This window comes from Microbacterium testaceum StLB037 (genome assembly GCF_000202635.1).
Classification (GTDB): Bacteria; Actinomycetota; Actinomycetes; order Actinomycetales; family Microbacteriaceae; genus Microbacterium; species Microbacterium testaceum_F.
This window is the reverse complement of sequence record NC_015125.1, coordinates 790,197-807,143: the sequence shown is the minus strand read 5'-3', so window position 1 is coordinate 807,143 and position 16,947 is coordinate 790,197. Positions and strand designations below refer to the sequence as shown.

Here is a 16,947-nt window from a genome sequence, read left to right as displayed (position 1 = left end):
GTCAGATCCGCGTTCCGGTCTTCTTCGACAGGCGGAGGTACACGCCCGCGGTGAGGGCGAGGAACGCCACGTACGCGAGGGCGAACCAGCCGAGGGCGGGGGTGTACGAGCCGAACGTCGTCTTCGAGAAGCCGAGCAGCTGCGGGATGAAGAAGCCGCCGTACGCGCCGATCGCCGAGATGAGGCCGAGGGCCGCGGCAGCCTTGCGCTGCGCGCCGATGCCGCCGTTCGCCTTGAGGGCGAAGATCGTCGGGATCATGCGGTACGTCGAGCCGTTGCCGATGCCCGCCGCCGCGAACAGCACGAGGAAGCACAGCAGGAAGATCGCGAAGTTCTGCATCGGGAGGGTGAGGATCACACTCAGGATGCCGAGCCCCATCACCGTGAAGGCGCCGATCGTGATGTAGGTGCCGCCGAAGCGGTCGGCGAGCTTGCCGCCGTAGGGGCGGGCGAGCGAGCCGACGAGTGCGCCGAGGAAGGCGAGGGTGACCGTCGCGGTGCCGATCGCGATGCCCTTGAAGTCGGGGAACGTGTCGGCGAGCAGCTTCGGGAAGACGCCCGCGAAGCCGATGAACGAGCCGAAGGTGCCGATGTAGAGCAGCGAGAGCACCCACATGTGCGGCTCTTTGAGAGCGGCGAGGGATGCCGTGATGTCGGCCTTCGCGGCGGAGAGGTTGTCCATGCGGAGGTAGGCGCCGACCATGGCGACGAGGATCAGCGGCACCCAGATGAGGCCCGCGAGCGGCAGGTTGAGGGTCGCCGCGGCACCGACGGTGATGACGATGGGGACGACGAACTGCGCGACCGAGGCGCCGAGGTTTCCGCCGGCGGCGTTGAGTCCGAGGGCGTATCCCTTCTGCGCGGCGGGGTAGAAGAACGTGATGTTCGACATCGAGCTGGCGAAGTTTCCGCCGCCGAAGCCGGCGAACGCGGCGATGAGGAGCAAGAGGCCGAAGGGCGTCTGCGGGTTCGACACCGCGATGGCGAGGCCGATGCTCGGGATGAGCAGGAGCCCGGCGGAGACGATCGTCCAGTTGCGGCCGCCGAAGCGCGGAACCATGAACGTGTAGGGGATGCGCAGCGTCGCACCGACGAGGCTCGGCATGGAGATGAGCCAGAAGATCTCACCGGTCGACAGCTGGAAGCCCGCCGCGGGCAGCGAGACGACGACGACCGACCACAGCTGCCAGACGACGAACCCAAGGAACTCGGCGAAGATCGACCACCGCAGGTTGCGGGAGGCGATGGCCTTGCCCTCTTTCGCCCACTGCGTGGCGTTCTCGGGGTTCCAGTTGTCGATCCAGCGGCCGGGGCGGTGTTGGAGTTCCGCTGTTTCGGTTGCGGCCGCGGGCGGCGTTGCGGTTTCGGGGCGCGGGTCGGTGACGGTCACGGGGTCCTCCGATGGGCGATGCGGGGGAGGTGCAGCGCCTCGCATGGGCGGGGCGTGCCGTCAGCGTAGGGAGGAGGGGTTTCCCGGGACCGCGTTGGCGGGGGCGGGGAGGTAACGGCTGGCTCACCCCGCCAGGCGGAGTGGGAGAGGGGGAGTTTACGTGGGCGTTACACGGGAGGCAGCCGACCTAGGAATACGGCAACTCGATGGACACGCGGATCGATTTCCGGTGCGAAACGACACCGCGACGGCGGGCCCACGGAGTGGTTGCTCGCAGATATTGGCTGTTGGTCTCTGCGACCGAAGCCAGCAGGCATCGACTCGTGCAGGGTGTTGAGTGAGCGGGAGGCCTGTATCGCACCTAGACCAACGAGATTTCTTGAACGACGTCAGGACCTCGGCGGCGCTGAACGCCGACGACAAAGCGAGCGATGTCGTGCACCCCGTCGAGAACGGCCAACTCCACTATTCGGTCTGGAAGAGATCGTCCACGTCGGCGATCCTCGTAATTGAAATCCGCAACCTTCGCGAAGGTATCGCTGCCTCGGGTCAGATTGTTGGGGAACAAGGTTGACCCAGTGTTCATCGGGGCGAGCCGAACTCGATCTCCATGGGCGTCGATCAACGAGCGGGTGTCGAGAACTAGAACGTCGTGCTCCTCCCTCCGGTAGTGCTTGGCTCCAAGCAACCGTGCGAGTCGACTCTCGTGCAGCCAAAAGAAGACACGGTTGTTCAGCGTCTCAAGCCATTCCTCAACGGTTAGATCGGTCAGGGAACGTTCTAGAAGCACTAGACGCAGAGGAACTTGGTCTCGAACTGTCATCGGTCCGAGGGTCGGATGGTCGAGGCGCACGGAGTGGGGCCTGCGAACTCTTAACAAATGATCAATCTGCTCTTGGTCCAGCCCCGCCGATGTCGCGATCTGCTCAGTTGTCCAGAGCCCATTCTGCTGAATTGACGGCCAACTTCCGGCGGTCGCCATGTGGTACAACCGCGGGTATAGCTCGATGAGTTGCTCGGTGTCCATATCGCTATATCGCTACCATTCTCTTCGGTCGATGACGCTTCTTCGGTCGAATCGCGTGCCTATCAACGAAACAGGCGAGGCCGCGACGCGTTCGACCTCCTCTATGAAATTGACAGTATCGTCAGATAGCTGTTCGAAGCGGCGGGCCCCCTCATTTCGTTTGTCAATGTAGTCAGTGAAAGTGAGTGCAATGTCGGTTGCGCCGTTCAAGTCGGCGGCACGTTTCAACTGCTCCCAATCGAATTCTCCGACTCGTCTCTCGGTCCCGCTGACTGAGCCCTTTTCTGTTGCCGTCAGGATGGCAGCATCGTGGCCCGAGCGTTCCGCGATTTCTGCCCAGGTGAGCTCCTGCGACATGTGGCCTGATTCGCCGTGGATCGGGTTTCCCACCCTGATCGGGTAGGTGCGCACGACCATTACCACCCGGCGGAGCCTATGCGGACCGATGCCCGCTTCAGCGAGGGTTGCAGACGTCGTCGTGTCCCGGCTCGTGACGTGAGGGTAGTGCCCGTGGAACAGGCTGAGCCCAGTCCCTTGAGTCCCCTCAAGTAGAACCCGACCGCCTGCACGAAAGGTTTCTTCGAGTACCTCGCGCGCGGGACGGATGTAAGGTTCCAGTTCCTGGAGGTTTTTTGCGAGGCGGACCGGCGGAGTGACCGTCCCCGAACGTCCCATGATTCGTCGAGAAGCCGCGGAACCCCCGCCTTTGCCAGTGGAACCGATAGTTGCTTTCAACTGGCCCTCGGCTTCTTTATCGTCCGGCTCAATGATCATCGCCTGAGGGTCGATGAAAAGGCGCCCCTTCTCAACCGCGCAGTCGGCGATCTCCTTGAGAAGAACCTCGACATCAAGAGTGGCACCTGGGCCGATGAGCAGCAATGCTTGCTCATTCGCGCGAGTTCCCGATGGCAGAAGTCGGTGAGTGAATGCGCCGCCGACTGGCACTTTGTGGCCCGCATTGGGGCCGCCCACCCGCATAAGTAGGTCGTACTCCGGCGCCAGAAAAAACGCAATGTTGCCTTTGCCCTCGCTCCCGTATTGGCCTCCGATGAGGACGTCCACGAGTCGCGCGCTGCGTGCGCCACCAAGACGAAGCGCGGCAGCGGCGCGCGTTTCGACATCGCCAAAAGAACACCTGTTCGTGTCAATAGAGATGTCGGCATCCTCGCCTAGGAGCCTAGTGTTTCGCTCTGTCTGGTTCTCAGCTACGGCGCTGTAACTCTCTAACTCCACGATATGACTGACACCTCGACGACGTTCGTACCGCGCGCTGAGAGCGTCGTCGGGAGCGTAGAGATGAATGTGAGTGACCCTGGAGGGGAACGCATCTCTCAGGTGCTCAATTTGGCGGAGAATGCGGACCGCGTCGATGATTACAAGCGAGCTGTCGAGTTCGCCGTCGGCAATCAACCGCCCAACCCCATTCGCTACCCACTGACCGCCAGTCTCCGTGTCTAATCGGTCCCCGAAAATCTGAAGCGCTCTCCGTTCTTCTGCGAGGTCCTCCCCGCGACGGGCGGCTTCATCTTTTATTAGCTCCTGCGTGCGAACGTGGGCGGCGCCGTAGTCACGCACGAGTTGCTCAGCGAGCGTGCTCTTGCCCGACCCGACAGGGCCGCTCAGCACAACAATCCGAGGCTGGGCCACAAACGTTTCGCCCGCTAAGGTCATGTTTTGGCCTGCCCTCTCGCTGGCAACGTGTGAACAGTGACATTAATGCCCCGTCTGGCGAGAGTCTCTTTTAGGATCACTTCGATGACGTCCCATCGACCGCCGGCTTGACCGGCCCCAATTCGGGGCACATGCACTATCGCGCCAGATTCAGCCGCGTGAGAAGCGACCAGCTCCAAGCCAACCCGGAGCGCGTCGTATCTGAGCCGCACCGACTCGCCAGGGCCATACCCGTCCTGCGCGACAACACTTGCGACACCGATCTCACGATTGCGTGATCGTTGTGATGCGAAATGCACATTGCCCAGTTTCAGATGCTCCGCGTCAGCGATAGACCAGCCCCGATAAGCGCCAGGGAGCTCTGGAAAGGCTCGAGCGAGGGCGGAGGCGGCGCCGTATCGTGACCACCCGCGTGACCGATTCGACACCACGTGGGCGAAGAGAACATTTCTCTCGGTCTCGGGAATCATTAAGAGGTCACCGGTGACATATGTGATGTGCGGATTTAGGGGTGCGGGGCGCACAAGATCGATGAGCGTCATCGCGCGCGGGTGCGGTGAACCGGGAAAAGCAGGAACTCCCACAGTCTGAGCTTCCAGCTCCCGGCCGTCCACCATCACTGTGGAACGCAGGGTCTGGCCCACTGCGGTCGGTCGTTTGATGGCGCGCGGTGGAAGAACCGCGCCATGGGTCCACCCATTCACGGGATACTCATCTTCCGTCGATGGGGTGACTTGAACGTAATCGACGCGAGATGCCCCACGCTTGTCGGCTGAGGTCACTACCAGAGCCATAGGTCGTGGTGACGCGTTCACCAGTCGGCGCAATAGCGCTTCCGTGGAGACGTCCCAGCGACGTCGCGTTTCCATGATGAAGTCGATGTCCGTCTCCACATTGACGAGCGGTCCGATTGCTTGATCGGGCATCAAGAGCTCGGAAGCGACGATGTTGCACAGCAGCTCTACCTCCCAATCGTCATCGTCGGCGAACTCTTCGATTGCGCCTAGGCGGGTGCGATACCGAGCCTTCTCCGCGACGTCTGGAAATGTCGTATGCGCTAACTCGTGGGCGAGGCTGAAACGAAGGCGGCCCCGCGGGCGCGCGGGGTTGTACTCGATGACGAGGCGATTGTCGACGACTATGGTGCGAGCATCAGCCAATGTGTCGGACGGGCGGAGTTCGACGCCCGCCCGCTCCGCTAGGCGTACGACGTCTACCGGTGGCCCGTCGAGTCCGTGCGCCGAGGCAAGCTCCCTGAGGCCTGCGGCGACGCCCTGCGCGCACTGAATTGGGTCGGCGCCGCGCGCAAATGCACGCACGGACTTGCTATTCCAGTGCGTCCCCATGGAAGGAGGCTAGACGGTTTAGGCGGTGTTTGTCACCGACCGCCGCCAGGTGCGCTCAAATCTGAGTCGGCAGAGGGGCTTGAGAATCGAGCACCTGACGCAGGTTGGGGCGGCTATACCCCTCCGGCTTGAGCACTTTCCCGTCCTCGCGAAGCATCGGTTTACCGTCTGGGCCGAGCTTGGTCATGTTCGAGCGGTGAATCTCAGAGATAACTTCGTCCAGGTTGATGCCGTACGTCAGCGCAGTCCCGTAAAGAACGTAGGCGATGTCGCCAAGTGCGTCGGCTATGGCGACGATGTCGCCGGAAACTGCCGCTTGTTCAAACTCCGTGACCTCCTCTTTGAGGAGATCAATGCGCAACCGAGCTAGCTCCGGATCAATTTGTCCCTGCGGCGTTGTTTGACAGGGCAGGCCGAAGGAAGTGTGAAATTCGACGACCGAAAACATGGCGTCTGAGAGGACCGGCTGGATCCAGAGGTGGCGTTTCGCTGGTGCTTTGCGGCGGGGTTGCCCCCGTCGCACCGCTCCCTCCACACGAGGGAGGCCCAGATCTAGCTCCGCCGGAGCGGTCGCCGCCAGGTTCGCCGACATGCTCATATCTTTACACGGCCCGCCGTCATCGACCGGCGTGTCGTCGTAAATCTGCCTCACTCGCCAGGGGTCGACAGGACGGAACGCGCCGGCGGCAAGGTCGCGCCTCACGAGTCGGGCCCGAGATTGCTCGAAGAAACGAGGGCTTGGCGAATCCATCCGTGTACGACGGGGAATCCATCCGTGTACGACGGGTCTGTCGGTGTCGACCGTCTTGACGTTCCGTGCCACAAGATACATCCGTCAGGCGGCCGTGCTCATTCGTGGACCTAGGTGCCGCACGCAAACGACACGCGCTCCCGGTCCAGGTGGGAGCGGAGGCAACCACAGGATGCTCGTTTGAGGGCAACCCAACCCAAGCCAGCCTTGCCGAGGCCGAGGCCGAGGGCCGCAACGCGAAAACATGGGCGTGGCGACAGATCTGGTGTCGAGCCATCGCCGCGGGACGCGCAGGTTCTGCGACTCTCCGGCAGATTCACGGCTTTTTCTCGATAGTCGCTGGACACGACGCGCGCACGGTAGCGGCCAAACTGACCCGTGAGTGGACTAATATCGCGGCGTCCCGAGCTCGCGTCGCACTGTCTCGCGGAGCGTCGCGCGGTCCCCCGCGAAGTCCTCGCCGTACACCAGCCTGTCGAATTTGCAAGCCGCCTTCGCAAGCGGAGTTGAGGGTGTCGAGTTTCCGACGAAGCGCGGCCAAAGGTATTTCCCCAGTTCGATGACATCGTCGATGTCGTAACTGCACCCGGTAGACAAGTTCTCTGCATACTTCGGATGCGTCGCCAGAAGGTCGCGAAATCCCAAATTTTCCCACCCCTGGGGTCGCTTGCCGGGGTACGGCTCGAGCGGAGCGTCCCCCCGAATTAGCGCTTGAGCCCGTGCCGGCAAGGCGCTTACTTCTAGAGGTGCGCCGTTCGACTGCGCTAGATGCAGGGGGTAGAAAACAGGGGAAAACTTTGCGTTACGGAAACTGTGAGCAATTAGTTGACCAAGGTGGTCCACGCTGTGATCCGGAGCGCCCGCAATCATGTCGAGGAAGAATTCGGCTCTACTGTATGCGGTGTATCCCTTTTCGCCGAGTCGCTCGAACGCGCCAACTCCAACGACGACCTGGACGTCGTCAATGTTTTCGCCTTCCTGGAGTGGCAGAACGTGAACACGTTCGCTCGACGTGTCCGAGTATGCCATCTGCGTGACGCGTTCCTTTAGGTTTCGCAAAAGCTTAACTGGATAGTGCTCGGGTAACTCTGCCAGAACCTCGTATACGCCGCCGAAATCGTCTATCCCAAACTCACGTACCTCGAAGGTATAGCCGGGCACTGTGATACTGGAGGTAGAGAGACCTTTCGCGCGAGCCGAACTCACTCGACCGACGAAGATTAGCCTTTGGTTGAATGTATCGAGCTGCTCGGGTGAGAGGCATGACACGAGCGTCGCCAGAAGATCAAGGATGTGCGGGTCGCGAAGGCTGTATCCGATGAAGAGGACAGGATGCTCGACGAAGAGCGTCATAATCTTGGCTATGAGATACGGGTTTTTCTTCCGATAGGCGATGTAATCGTCGCCAGTGAAGACCAGCGAGGTTGGCGACACTGCGGATCCATGAATCTTGTAAATCTCGCCCACATACTGGGGAGACGCGAAAAGCACATCCTGCTGCCCAACAAAGACGCGATAGTCGGAGAACGCCTCTTCCAACACCTCATCGTAGTTCGTCGTGATGATGGCATGCACCTTCGCGCGCCCCAACTTCGCTCGTTCGACCGCTAAAGGGTCATCTTCTATGTAGCTGAGGGAGGTGATGAATTTGGAAATCATCAGCTTCAACGGGTCTCCGCTACCGGGGAGAGGCAGATCGTTTGACTCACGCATCCCTCGGAACTTTTCCGTCGTCCACCACTCTTCGTGGAACTGCTTGGCAATGAGCGAAGCCACCGCAGGTAAACGGTCTTCCTTGGGCATGTCTGATGGCAACTGGCCTGAGTAGTAGTCCAGTGGTAGCTCAGTCAACTCAGCCGAATACTGGATCAGTCCGTCCCAGTCGGGTGAGCCGAGGTATCGACGAGATAAGCCGGACCCGACAAAGAGCACAGGCAGCGTTCCAGTGGCCCCCAGCAGCTCGGCGAGCTCATCGAGACTGTCCATTCCTCCGTCAACCGTCATAGAACGAACATTAGCGTGAGCTGAGGACGCTGTCGTTGGTGGCGAGGTAGAATTCCACGGCGCCCTGGCGAGGATTTTGGCTGATGACTGCTTGCCTGTCATAGAGCTGGAAGTGTCGCGACACGGGCATTCTCAGACGGGCGGCGAAGCGTTACGCGTCAGCACGCGTACCGCGACGCATTTGCCCTCGATTCCGTAGCTTCGTTTCACCGAACCCCTCGAAGGCAGGTGAAGCCATGTCCCGCGCGATCTCGTCGACAGTCCACCCGATTCAGCGCTGCATGGCAGCCTCGAACCCTGCGGCATGGTGGGACGGGCTCGTGGTCGACGCTGATGGCACGACGACGACCGTCGCGCTGCTGAACGGCGCGACCGTGACGCTGCGCGTGATCGGCCCGGCCGTCGACATCGCGGTGGGGGAGCCCGTGGCCTACCACCCCGTCGCGGAACTGCTCAGCGCGTCAACGGTCATCACGACCGCACGCGTCGCGTAAGGAAACGGCCGCCGACGGGTCGTCAGCGGCCGCGCGTCTCGAGAACTCGGGAAGACATCGAGGCCATCATGGCCTCGCACTTCGTGACCATGTCGTCGCAGGCCATCGCGCAGTAGCGGCACATCTCGTCCATGTCGGCGTGGGCGCGGCACTCGGCGGCGCAGGCTTTGCCCATGGTCATGCAGGCGGTCGTCATGGCGCTCATCACGTCCATGTTCATCCCGGCCGGACGCATCATCATGTGCATCGTCGCCTGAGCCATCTCGACCATGTTCGAGCACATGGCGCAGCACGTCGCCATGTCGGGGCCGTGCATCATGTCGCTGCCGGCGCACATCGCCGCGGCCATAGCGCACGCGTTCAGGGACTGCATGCATTCCTGCATGGCATCCATGTTTATTGACTCGATCGTCGACGCGGGCTCAGGACGCGTCGGCCGAGGATGAGAACGAGCGTCGCGCTGACCATTGCCGGGGCGATGATGCCGGCAGTGGTCAGCGCGAAGCGCCCTGGCAGCAGAAGGGGTAGACCGTCCTAAGAGCTGGTTCAGTCTGTCTGCGGGTCTCCAGCGGGAGTGGGGCGCCCGCGCACCGTTCCCGCTGAGATGAGCAGAGCGCCAAAGATGACAGATGCGGAAATCAACGCCGACCCGATCAGGATTGCAGCGAGGAGCGACTGTCGAAGTCGCAGACTCTCACACATGGACGCGTCGTACACCACGCCCGTGCACGCCCCAACCGGAACGGTACCGGCGAAGAGGACCAATCCGGCGACGACGGCGACCACGCAGGCAGTGAACGCGACGAGAGCGCCCGTCACACGCATGAATACCTCAAGTTGGGCTTGTACGCGTAAAGCGTCCCGCTCACTTTCGTCTCCTCGTGCATCGAGCCCCCGCCTGCGGTTGGAACTCCCCACCGGCGCACTGTCCTCACCTGGTAGGACGTCTTGTCCGCTTGGGCGTAGAGCGAGGCGGTGCCCGGCCCGTTGGGAATTCCACAGGTCGCCGTGAACTGGAAGGTCTCGCCATTGGTCACGTTGATCGACCCTGAGATGACGGAGTAGGAGACCCCGAGGGAGGTCTGCACCGTGGCGGTGACCTGGTACGCGCGGCTCACCGAGCAGGTGCGTCCGCGCGCCGCCGTACACGAGTTAAGAAACTGCCAGCGGGTCAACGTTCCCAGTCGCGACACATTAGTCACCGACGCAGTTGTGTAGTCCACGTAGGTCGCGGGGTCGGCAACGATGGGGAATGACGATTGTTCTGAAAAGTCCACCACCTGTGTGATGGTGTTGCCGCTCACCTCGTAGTGCGTGTGGACGGGGTCGCCGTTCGCGTCCTTCGCCCATGGGGCGGCGACATACAGTGCAGGGATTGACGATCCCGCCGGCGTCGCCGAGACATCACCATTGACTCCCCGTTCGAGCGTCAGTCCATCAGGAAGGGAAATGGGGTACGCATACTTGCGGGGTGCGGACGCGTTCTCGATCACAGTGGTGATCTGGACGCCGCCATCATCGCGAATGATCGGGACAGTGTGCGAGGAATTGTTGTTGTCGTAGACGGCCACGCCTGACTCGCTCGGCATTGCCGCTGAATCCGCTTTGTCCGAGAACGGAAGCCCGACAGCGACTGCCGCATCACCCGTCCCCAGAACGATGCCGGCCTTCGGGTCGTTCGGAATGGAGACTTGCAGACCATTCACGTCGGCGATGAGTCCCATGTCGGTTCTTTCGACATCTTCTCCTCCCACCGCACTTACTGGCCCGACGTCTTGGATCGTCTGCACAACCTCATCCGGATTGACGGTCTCATCAGCTGCGTACGCGGGGGCCACCCCACTGACAACCAGGATCGCTATCCCGAGTCCCGTTAGTGCGCTGACTGATTTTCGTACTTCCATCGACTTGCTCCTTCGCGAGGGATGCACCCATCGGATCCGGCAGGACCGGCACGACGTCTTCGACGACGTCTGAGGGTGAGGCGTGGGTGAACGTATCGGTCCCGTGCTCCTCGTCCACGATCTTCTTCAGAGGGTGAGGCGCGTCCGTGGCTTCCGTCGATGGTTGGTTTGTCGGCACCTCTCAGCGACGAGCCGGAGTCGCGCGGCCAATTTGCTTGCGGAATGACGTTTCTTGTCAGCGACCGAAGATCACCTTTCGGGTGACCTTCGTCTGGGGCGTGTCTGACACTGTCTGAGTCCAGACGATGGTGGCGCGGACGAGGACTGCGGCGTGAAGCGCCGGCCCGGACCGGTCGTGATCGAGGTGACTAGTGGGAGCGGTGTCGGTCCTTGCTCGCGGCGCAAGTGCGCTGGAAAGTACCGAGGAAGTATGAGGCTCGAGGTCCGGAAGGATCCGAGCCGCCTGTCGATGCGTCGCGCGTGAGAGGCCCCTCTGGCGCGGTCAGCTCTCACGCGCCGAGCCGGCAACCGCGCCTTCTTCTCGTGGTTTCCGCACGTGTTCATCGAGCAGCACGCCACCGACGAAGATCTCGCCGCGTTGCGCGCACGCGTGGCCTCAACACGACTCCCCGAACGCGCGACGACACCCCGCTACGCGCGAGGCCGCGACCGGTGGGAGCAAGGCCCACCCCTCGCCGACACGTCGAGCTGATCGAGTACTGGCGCACCACCTATGACTGGCGCGTTCGTTCGAGCGTCGGTTGAACGAGATCGGTCAGTTCCGCACGGTCATCGACGGGCTCGGCATCCATTTCCTCCACCGCCGTTCGCCGCGGCCGGATGCCACCTCGCTCGTTCTGACCCACGGCTGGCCGGGGAGCGTTGCCCAGTTCCTCGACGTCATCGACGAGCTTGCCGAGCCTCAGGATGCCGCCGCGCCAGCGTTCCACCTCGTCGTGCCGTCGCTGCCGGGGTACGGCTACTCCGACAAGCCCGCCGAAGAGGGATGGGGCACGGAACGCATCGCGGCCGCGTGGGTCCAGCTCATGGGCAGGCTCGGGTACGACCGCTTCCTTGCCCACGGGGGCGACTGGGGCGGGCCGGTCACCATCGCGCTCGGTGGCCGGTTTCCGGCGCACGTCATTGGCATCCATACGACCATGCCGAGTGCGCCGCCCGGCCTCCGTCTCGACGGGCTCGACGACACCGAACGGCAGTGGGTCGAGCACACCCGCGCTTTCGAGAGGAACCGCCTCGCCTATGCGAGGGTCATGGCGACCGCGCCGCAGACGATCGGGTACTCCCTGGTCGACTCGCCCGTCGGGCTGCTCGCGTGGATCCTCGAGAAGTTCTTCGAGTGGAGCGACACGGTCGACTCGCCGTTCGAGACCGTCTCGCGCGACCGCTTCCTCGACAACGTGACGCTGTACTGGCTCACCGCGACCGGCGCGTCAGCGGCGCGGATCTACTTCGAGAGCCATCAGTCTCTCGACCCCGACCTTCGGGTAACGGTGCCCGCGGCCCTCACCGCCTATCCGCACGACATCGAGAAGCATCCGCGGCCCTGGGCGGAGGAACGGTTCCATCGCATCGTGCGGTGGCGGGCACCCGAGGCGGGTGGCCACTTTCCCGCGCTGGAGATGCCGGGGGCGTTCGTGCGCGACCTGCGGGAGGGGATGGCGGCCGTGCTCGCGGCGCCGAGGTGAGGCGTCCTCCGCCTGATGGCGCCAAGATCAGGCGGATGGGATGACGGGGTGCGTTTGTCGCTGTGGCGTGCGTCGACGAGTCCGGCGGTCCCTCACTCCGCCCACCGCTCTCGCTCCGGCACCGGGTCCCACGCCCACGCGTTCTCGGCGCCCGCCTCCACCGGCTTGTACATGGGTTGGCCTCGGATGCACAGCCCGTAGAACCAGGTGGTCCCGCATACATCGCACCTGGCGAAGAGCACGATTGTGAACTTCAGATCCGACCTGGCCAACGGCATCATGTCGCGGAGGGGGACGTCGGCGCGCAGAACGCGCATCCGTCCGTCGTCCAGCCGCTCGGCAAGGCGGTCTTCGGTCGGCGCGATGTCGATGACGCGCCTGCCGTAGAAGTCTCGATAGACCGCGACAGAGGTGCAGACGTCGCAGTGGGGGAGTGCTGTCTCCGGCTTGCGCAGGGTCATCAGTCCATATTGCCCGCGCGAGACGTGGCAACGCGGGAGTATCTCCGCGGTCGTCCGTGAGTCCTCGCGGCCGAGACCTAGCGGTCGATGACCGCCGCAACCGCTTCGATCTCGACGAGCTGGTCGTCGTACCCGAGCACGGTGACGCCGAGGAGCGTGCTCGGAACGTCGTGCTCACCGAATGCCTCCCGGACGACCTCCCATGCCGCCACAAGGTCGGCCTGGCGCGTCGAGGCCACCAGAACGCGCGTGCTGATGACATCCGTGATCCCGGCGCCGGCCTCGCGAAGTGCGATCGTCATGTTCTCGACGCACTTCGCCGCCTGGGCTGCGTAATCGCCGATGCCGCCGGTCGTGCCGTCGAGGTTCAGTGGGCAGGAACCGGCGAGGAAGATCAGCCGCGCATCGGCGGGAGCGGTGGCGGCGTACGCGTACTCTGCTCTGTCGGACAGTGCTGTCGAGCGGATGAGTGTGACGGCGGAGGGCATGCGTCTAACCTTTCATGCGTGAAGGGCGGCAGACACGAGCCGCTCAACCCTGGCCGAGAGCTCCGTTCGGTCTGAATCGCGCAGGACGGCGAGGTCCGTGAGCGCCGTCACACCCCCGATCAGGAACACCGCAACCTCCTCGGCATCCGTCACCCCACGATCGCGCAGCACCCCGGCGAGGTCGTCGCTCAGCGTGGCATCCACTGTCCGCTCGGCGACGCGCGCGCTCCTGCCGTAGAAGAGGAAGTCGTGGACCTCAAGGTTGTCGAGGGAGGCCTCGACGAGGGCGGTGCACCACATCGCGGCGGCGGTCGCGGCGTCGGGAGGGGCGGTGGAGGTTGCGCTCCGCAGGCGGTCGAGGATGAGCGCGTCGAACTCCTCCTCGATCGCGCGAACGAGGTGCTGCTTGGTGGGGAACGACAGGTAGACGGTGCCCTTGGCGACACCCGCGCGGCGGGCGATGGCATCCACGCTCGTCGCTTCCACGCCCTGGGCCAGGAAGAGATCCCGTGCCGCAGTTACCACGGCCACGCGCCGCTGCGCGGGGGCGCGTCGGCCGAGCGTCGCCGCCGTCTTCACGTCGGGTTCTTCGGATGCCGCGTCGTCCACGCGACAAATCGTTCCATGTAGGCCTCGAATCGGCGCGTCATGTCCGGATCGATCAGTCGTCCGTTGTCGTCGAAGAGGTCGTAGCTTCCGCCGATGTACAGCTCGGGCTGCTGCATGGTGGGCATGTCGAGGAACACCAGCGACTGGCGCAGGTGGTGGTTGGCACCGAAGGCACCCATCCGGCCCGGCGAGCCGGATACGACGGCCGCGGGCAGGCCGGCGAACACGTTCTGATCGTGCGGGGCGGAGCCGACGTCGATCGCGTTCTTCAGCGGCGCCGGAACCGAGCGGTTGTATTCGGGCGTGACGAAGAGGATGGCGTCGGCCGCGCGCACCTCCTCACGGAAACGGGTCCACGGTGCCGGGGCTGTGTCGGCGACCTCGATGTCGAGGTCTTCGTTGTACAGCGGGAGGTCGGCGATGTCGAGGAATCGCGCGTTGACACCGGCGGGCGCTCCGGCGACGAGGTTCTCGGCGATGAGGCGGGTCACCGAGGTCGCGCGGAGGCTGCCGACGATGACGCCGAGGGAGAGCGGGAGTGGGGTTTGCGGGGACACGTGTGAAGGATACATGTGACTGACCATTGGTCAGTCACGGCCTCGCGCGCGTGGCGGTGGGGATCGAGCCTGCTCGCCAGGTCCCGCGTAGTCCTGCACTCGCCTAGCGGACAGGTGGTCCGCCTCGCGAAAGCGAAGACCGATACGGGCGTCGAGGAGGGTGTCCCGCGCGTGGGTGGGAGCGTGACCCTCCCGGAGGAAATGTCAGGGCCTCGCCGGGGTGGAGCGAAGGTCGGCACTCGGTCCGAGCATCCTTGCGCGCTCTCGTTTCTTGAGCGCACGTGCGCTGGAATCCAGCCGGGCTAACTCCGTCGTTCGGTGAGGTGAAGTGTGTACATGTGGGCATGCATACATGCTTACGTGTCCTTGTAACCCATACGGGGCGGAGAGCCCCTCAAGGCAAAGGAGGAAGCAGATGTCTGTCACAACGTCCGTCATGCAGCCCGAAGTCGATTGGAGCGCTTCTGATCTGGAGGCTGCGTTCGCCGCTCCTTCGTTCGACCCCACGGTTCTGTCGCCCGATTCCGACGCCATTGTTGAAGCTGACTGGGCCGTCGCAGGTGCGGTCGCCGCCATTCTGGGGCTCGCGCTCGGCGTCGTCCTCTACATCTGCAGTGTGTGTGGGGCTCGTTCCTTCAGCGCCTGCTACTCGGCTGTGATCTCGTACTGGGGCCGGGGCTGCTGACACTCATGCACAACGACGCAGTTCACACCGGGGCAGCCGTTGCTCTGGCTCCCGGTGTGACTGTCCAGGCGGGGTACTTGCGTGATGCCGCAGGGCGCGAGTACCCCGTCGATGCTTATGGGGAGATCGTCGCGAAGAGCTGTCGCGAAGGAGCCACCACCCGTGAACTCGCCCAGGCAATGGCTTATCTCTCTGCGGCGCCGGTCGCACAGGTCGAGGACTCGCTGTTCGCTTTCGTTCTGAGATTGCACGCTCTTCGTCTGCTGTCGATCCATCAGTCCTTCGCGCGGGAGTGGGCTCGAGATCTCGCGATGTGGCCTTTCGACGCCATAGTCATGCTCGTCACAAGATCCCTCGCCCCCACACGCCTCGCGTCGCGGCGCATCTACGCGCCGGCGACGGCCAACGTCGTCCGCGCGGTCGTAGAGGGGCTCACCTACCTGACCGCGTCAGCTGTCGTGATGGCCCTGGTCGCAGTGGTTGCCACGGACTTCTCGATACCGCTCACACCGGCGTTCACGGCTGACCGCTCGGCCCTGTTGGCGCTCATCACCAACGTCGTGGCCCTGCTCATTCTCGCGAGCGCCATCGTCCACGAACTCGGTCATCTGCTCGTCGGCCGATTGCTCAGTGTGCCTGTTGTCGGGGTACAGGTTCGGCGTGGAGCGGCCTCCGTCCTGCTCGCACCCGGGCCGAAGGATCGCATGCAGGCCGTGATCGTCGCCGGTCCGTTCGCGGGCGCGACTTTCGCGGCAATCTGTGGCGCTCTCCTTCTCGGTCTGTTCGAGCCAGGGTGGCAGCTTGCCGCCATCGACAACGTCCGTCTCAGCATCGGGTGCGTCACTCTCGTCATAGCGGCGGGGCACCTTTTCAGCCTTCTCCCGATCTTCGGGGACGGCAGAGTACTTCGTGCGGGCGGGGTGGATCGACGATGACGATTCTCCATGTCGCGGGTCTACGCACCCGCGTCGGCAGCTTCGAGCTGGGCCCCATTGATGTGAGCATCGAGAGGGGCGATTTCGTCTCGCTCATCGGGCCGAACGGGTCCGGCAAGAGCACGCTGATTACGGCCCTGCTCGGCCTCAACTCCCGGGTGGTTGCGGGAACGGTACGTCTCTTCGGAGAGTCAGCGTTCCCTCGACCGCGCTCGGTTTTCTCCCGGGTCGCGTACGTCACAGATTCTCCGCGCGACGTTCTGGGAGAGTTCACTGCCGAGGAGTATTGGGATTACTGCCGCCTCGCCTTCGAGTCCGCGCGCGGAACCGTCATCAATGGCTGGGAGGAGCGGGCCGACGCGTACGCCCGAATGCTCGACTTCCCCGCCCGAACTCGGCGGCCGCTCTCCGCGCTGAGCCTGGGGACGGCTCGCAAGGCGCAGATCATCGCGGCGCTCTTGCCGGCACCGGAGTTTGTCGTGCTCGACGAGCCGTTCATCGGCCTCGACTTCCTGGCGTCCCGTTCATTCGAAGCCCTCCTTATGAGCTTGCGCGAGCAGCAAGTCACTGTTCTGGCCTCGAGCCACGACCTCGATCTCGCGGCGCGCGTGGCCAGCCGCGTGATCGTGTTGCGGGGCGGCCGCATGGTGCTCGATTCTCCTGTGTCGTCGTTCGGAGAGGGAGTGGAATCGGCCGTGACCGCTGCCCTGTCGGATGACCGGGCGCCGGAGAGCGAGCGATGATGGCAATCGGCCGCCTCTCGCCTGGAATAGGCGCCGTCGCGCTACGTCGCCTCACCCGCACCCAGCACGTGACGTGGCCGCGGTGGCGTCTTTACCTTCCTCTCCTTCTCGCGGCGATTGGCGCATTCGCCGTCGGTACCGTCGTCATCCGGTTTCATCCGCCCGACGACCCGCTG

Annotated in this window: 17 protein-coding genes; 5 read left to right on the top strand and 12 right to left on the bottom strand. The window is 63.6% G+C overall.

The window, feature by feature from the left end:
* Position 1 precedes the first annotated feature (1 nt).
* The 6 genes from MTES_RS03690 to MTES_RS03675 all read right to left on the bottom strand — a co-directional run bounded on the left by MTES_RS03690 (position 2) and on the right by MTES_RS03675 (position 8,189).
* Positions 2-1,390, bottom strand: a complete 1,389-nt coding sequence (locus MTES_RS03690; RefSeq protein WP_013583849.1) for an MFS transporter — start codon at positions 1,388-1,390, stop codon at positions 2-4.
* Between the two features lie 361 nt (positions 1,391-1,751).
* Positions 1,752-2,417: a DUF7002 family protein gene (locus tag MTES_RS19200; RefSeq protein ID WP_013583848.1), complete on the bottom strand. Its 666-nt coding sequence runs from the start codon at positions 2,415-2,417 to the stop codon at positions 1,752-1,754.
* A gap of 12 nt (positions 2,418-2,429) precedes the next feature.
* A complete protein-coding gene (locus MTES_RS18785; RefSeq protein WP_013583847.1) occupies positions 2,430-4,088 on the bottom strand; it encodes an adenylosuccinate synthetase in 1,659 nt (552 codons plus the stop codon).
* Entirely contained in the window at positions 4,085-5,434 is a 1,350-nt protein-coding gene (locus MTES_RS18780; protein ID WP_013583846.1) for an ImmA/IrrE family metallo-endopeptidase, read from the bottom strand. The genes MTES_RS18785 and MTES_RS18780 overlap by 4 nt, the downstream gene beginning before the upstream one ends.
* A gap of 55 nt (positions 5,435-5,489) precedes the next feature.
* Positions 5,490-6,026 carry a hypothetical protein gene (locus MTES_RS03680; protein ID WP_197535501.1) on the bottom strand — a complete coding sequence of 179 codons (537 nt, stop codon included), beginning with the start codon at positions 6,024-6,026 and terminating at the stop codon, positions 5,490-5,492.
* 546 nt (positions 6,027-6,572) lie between these two features.
* Positions 6,573-8,189 (bottom strand): SIR2 family protein, encoded by a 1,617-nt coding sequence (locus tag MTES_RS03675; RefSeq protein ID WP_158309744.1) that lies wholly within the window; start codon positions 8,187-8,189, stop codon positions 6,573-6,575.
* Positions 8,190-8,470: 281 nt separating this feature from the next.
* On the opposite strand from MTES_RS03675, the gene MTES_RS03670 reads away from it, so the two are divergent.
* The gene (locus MTES_RS03670) at positions 8,471-8,683 is read left to right on the top strand and encodes a hypothetical protein (RefSeq protein ID WP_043360978.1); all 213 of its coding nucleotides are present in this window, start codon (positions 8,471-8,473) and stop codon (positions 8,681-8,683) included.
* 22 nt (positions 8,684-8,705) lie between these two features.
* On the opposite strand, the gene MTES_RS18355 is transcribed toward MTES_RS03670, so the two are convergent.
* Both MTES_RS18355 and MTES_RS18350 read right to left on the bottom strand, forming a co-directional pair.
* Positions 8,706-9,077, bottom strand: coding sequence for a hypothetical protein (locus MTES_RS18355; RefSeq protein ID WP_013583842.1), 372 nt, complete (start codon positions 9,075-9,077; stop codon positions 8,706-8,708).
* 421 nt (positions 9,078-9,498) lie between these two features.
* Entirely contained in the window at positions 9,499-10,587 is a 1,089-nt protein-coding gene (locus MTES_RS18350) for a hypothetical protein (RefSeq protein WP_148272797.1), read from the bottom strand.
* A gap of 761 nt (positions 10,588-11,348) precedes the next feature.
* On the opposite strand from MTES_RS18350, the gene MTES_RS03650 reads away from it, so the two are divergent.
* Positions 11,349-12,293: an alpha/beta fold hydrolase gene (locus MTES_RS03650; RefSeq protein WP_013583837.1), complete on the top strand. Its 945-nt coding sequence runs from the start codon at positions 11,349-11,351 to the stop codon at positions 12,291-12,293.
* A gap of 92 nt (positions 12,294-12,385) precedes the next feature.
* On the opposite strand, the gene MTES_RS03645 is transcribed toward MTES_RS03650, so the two are convergent.
* The 4 genes from MTES_RS03645 to MTES_RS03630 form a co-directional block, all read right to left on the bottom strand.
* Positions 12,386-12,754, bottom strand: coding sequence for a hypothetical protein (locus tag MTES_RS03645; RefSeq protein WP_013583836.1), 369 nt, complete (start codon positions 12,752-12,754; stop codon positions 12,386-12,388).
* Between the two features lie 77 nt (positions 12,755-12,831).
* Positions 12,832-13,242, bottom strand: coding sequence for a RidA family protein (locus MTES_RS03640; RefSeq protein ID WP_013583835.1), 411 nt, complete (start codon positions 13,240-13,242; stop codon positions 12,832-12,834).
* Between the two features lie 12 nt (positions 13,243-13,254).
* A complete protein-coding gene (locus MTES_RS18345) occupies positions 13,255-13,851 on the bottom strand; it encodes a TetR/AcrR family transcriptional regulator (protein WP_013583834.1) in 597 nt (198 codons plus the stop codon).
* Positions 13,818-14,408: an NADPH-dependent FMN reductase gene (locus MTES_RS03630; protein ID WP_043362050.1), complete on the bottom strand. Its 591-nt coding sequence runs from the start codon at positions 14,406-14,408 to the stop codon at positions 13,818-13,820. The genes MTES_RS18345 and MTES_RS03630 overlap by 34 nt, the downstream gene beginning before the upstream one ends.
* A gap of 415 nt (positions 14,409-14,823) precedes the next feature.
* On the opposite strand from MTES_RS03630, the gene MTES_RS03625 reads away from it, so the two are divergent.
* Genes MTES_RS03625 through MTES_RS03615 form a run of 3 tightly spaced genes read left to right on the top strand, consistent with a single transcriptional unit; the run spans position 14,824 to position 16,771 of the window.
* Positions 14,824-15,093 carry a hypothetical protein gene (locus tag MTES_RS03625; RefSeq protein WP_013583831.1) on the top strand — a complete coding sequence of 90 codons (270 nt, stop codon included), beginning with the start codon at positions 14,824-14,826 and terminating at the stop codon, positions 15,091-15,093.
* A 5-nt stretch (positions 15,094-15,098) separates the two neighbouring features.
* Positions 15,099-16,028, top strand: coding sequence for a hypothetical protein (locus MTES_RS03620; RefSeq protein ID WP_158309743.1), 930 nt, complete (start codon positions 15,099-15,101; stop codon positions 16,026-16,028).
* Entirely contained in the window at positions 16,025-16,771 is a 747-nt protein-coding gene (locus tag MTES_RS03615) for an ATP-binding cassette domain-containing protein (RefSeq protein ID WP_013583829.1), read from the top strand. The genes MTES_RS03620 and MTES_RS03615 overlap by 4 nt, the downstream gene beginning before the upstream one ends.
* Positions 16,772-16,947: the final 176 nt, after the last annotated feature.

Excerpts from the sequence above, each read along its gene's own strand:
- MTES_RS18355 (WP_013583842.1), bottom strand. The coding sequence starts at position 9,077 with ATGGATGCCATGCAGGAATGCATGCAGTCCCTGAACGCGTGCGCTATG.
- MTES_RS19200 (WP_013583848.1), bottom strand. The coding sequence starts at position 2,417 with ATGGACACCGAGCAACTCATCGAGCTATACCCGCGGTTGTACCACATG.
- MTES_RS18780 (WP_013583846.1), bottom strand. The coding sequence starts at position 5,434 with ATGGGGACGCACTGGAATAGCAAGTCCGTGCGTGCATTTGCGCGCGGC.
- MTES_RS18785 (WP_013583847.1), bottom strand. The coding sequence starts at position 4,088 with ATGACCTTAGCGGGCGAAACGTTTGTGGCCCAGCCTCGGATTGTTGTG.
- MTES_RS03625 (WP_013583831.1), top strand. The coding sequence starts at position 14,824 with ATGTCTGTCACAACGTCCGTCATGCAGCCCGAAGTCGATTGGAGCGCT.
- MTES_RS18350 (WP_148272797.1), bottom strand. The coding sequence starts at position 10,587 with ATGGAAGTACGAAAATCAGTCAGCGCACTAACGGGACTCGGGATAGCG.
- MTES_RS03640 (WP_013583835.1), bottom strand. The coding sequence starts at position 13,242 with ATGCCCTCCGCCGTCACACTCATCCGCTCGACAGCACTGTCCGACAGA.
- MTES_RS03670 (WP_043360978.1), top strand. The coding sequence starts at position 8,471 with ATGGCAGCCTCGAACCCTGCGGCATGGTGGGACGGGCTCGTGGTCGAC.
- MTES_RS03620 (WP_158309743.1), top strand. The coding sequence starts at position 15,099 with ATGCACAACGACGCAGTTCACACCGGGGCAGCCGTTGCTCTGGCTCCC.
- MTES_RS03680 (WP_197535501.1), bottom strand. The coding sequence starts at position 6,026 with ATGTCGGCGAACCTGGCGGCGACCGCTCCGGCGGAGCTAGATCTGGGC.
- MTES_RS03615 (WP_013583829.1), top strand. The coding sequence starts at position 16,025 with ATGACGATTCTCCATGTCGCGGGTCTACGCACCCGCGTCGGCAGCTTC.
- MTES_RS03645 (WP_013583836.1), bottom strand. The coding sequence starts at position 12,754 with ATGACCCTGCGCAAGCCGGAGACAGCACTCCCCCACTGCGACGTCTGC.
- MTES_RS03675 (WP_158309744.1), bottom strand. The coding sequence starts at position 8,189 with ATGACGGTTGACGGAGGAATGGACAGTCTCGATGAGCTCGCCGAGCTG.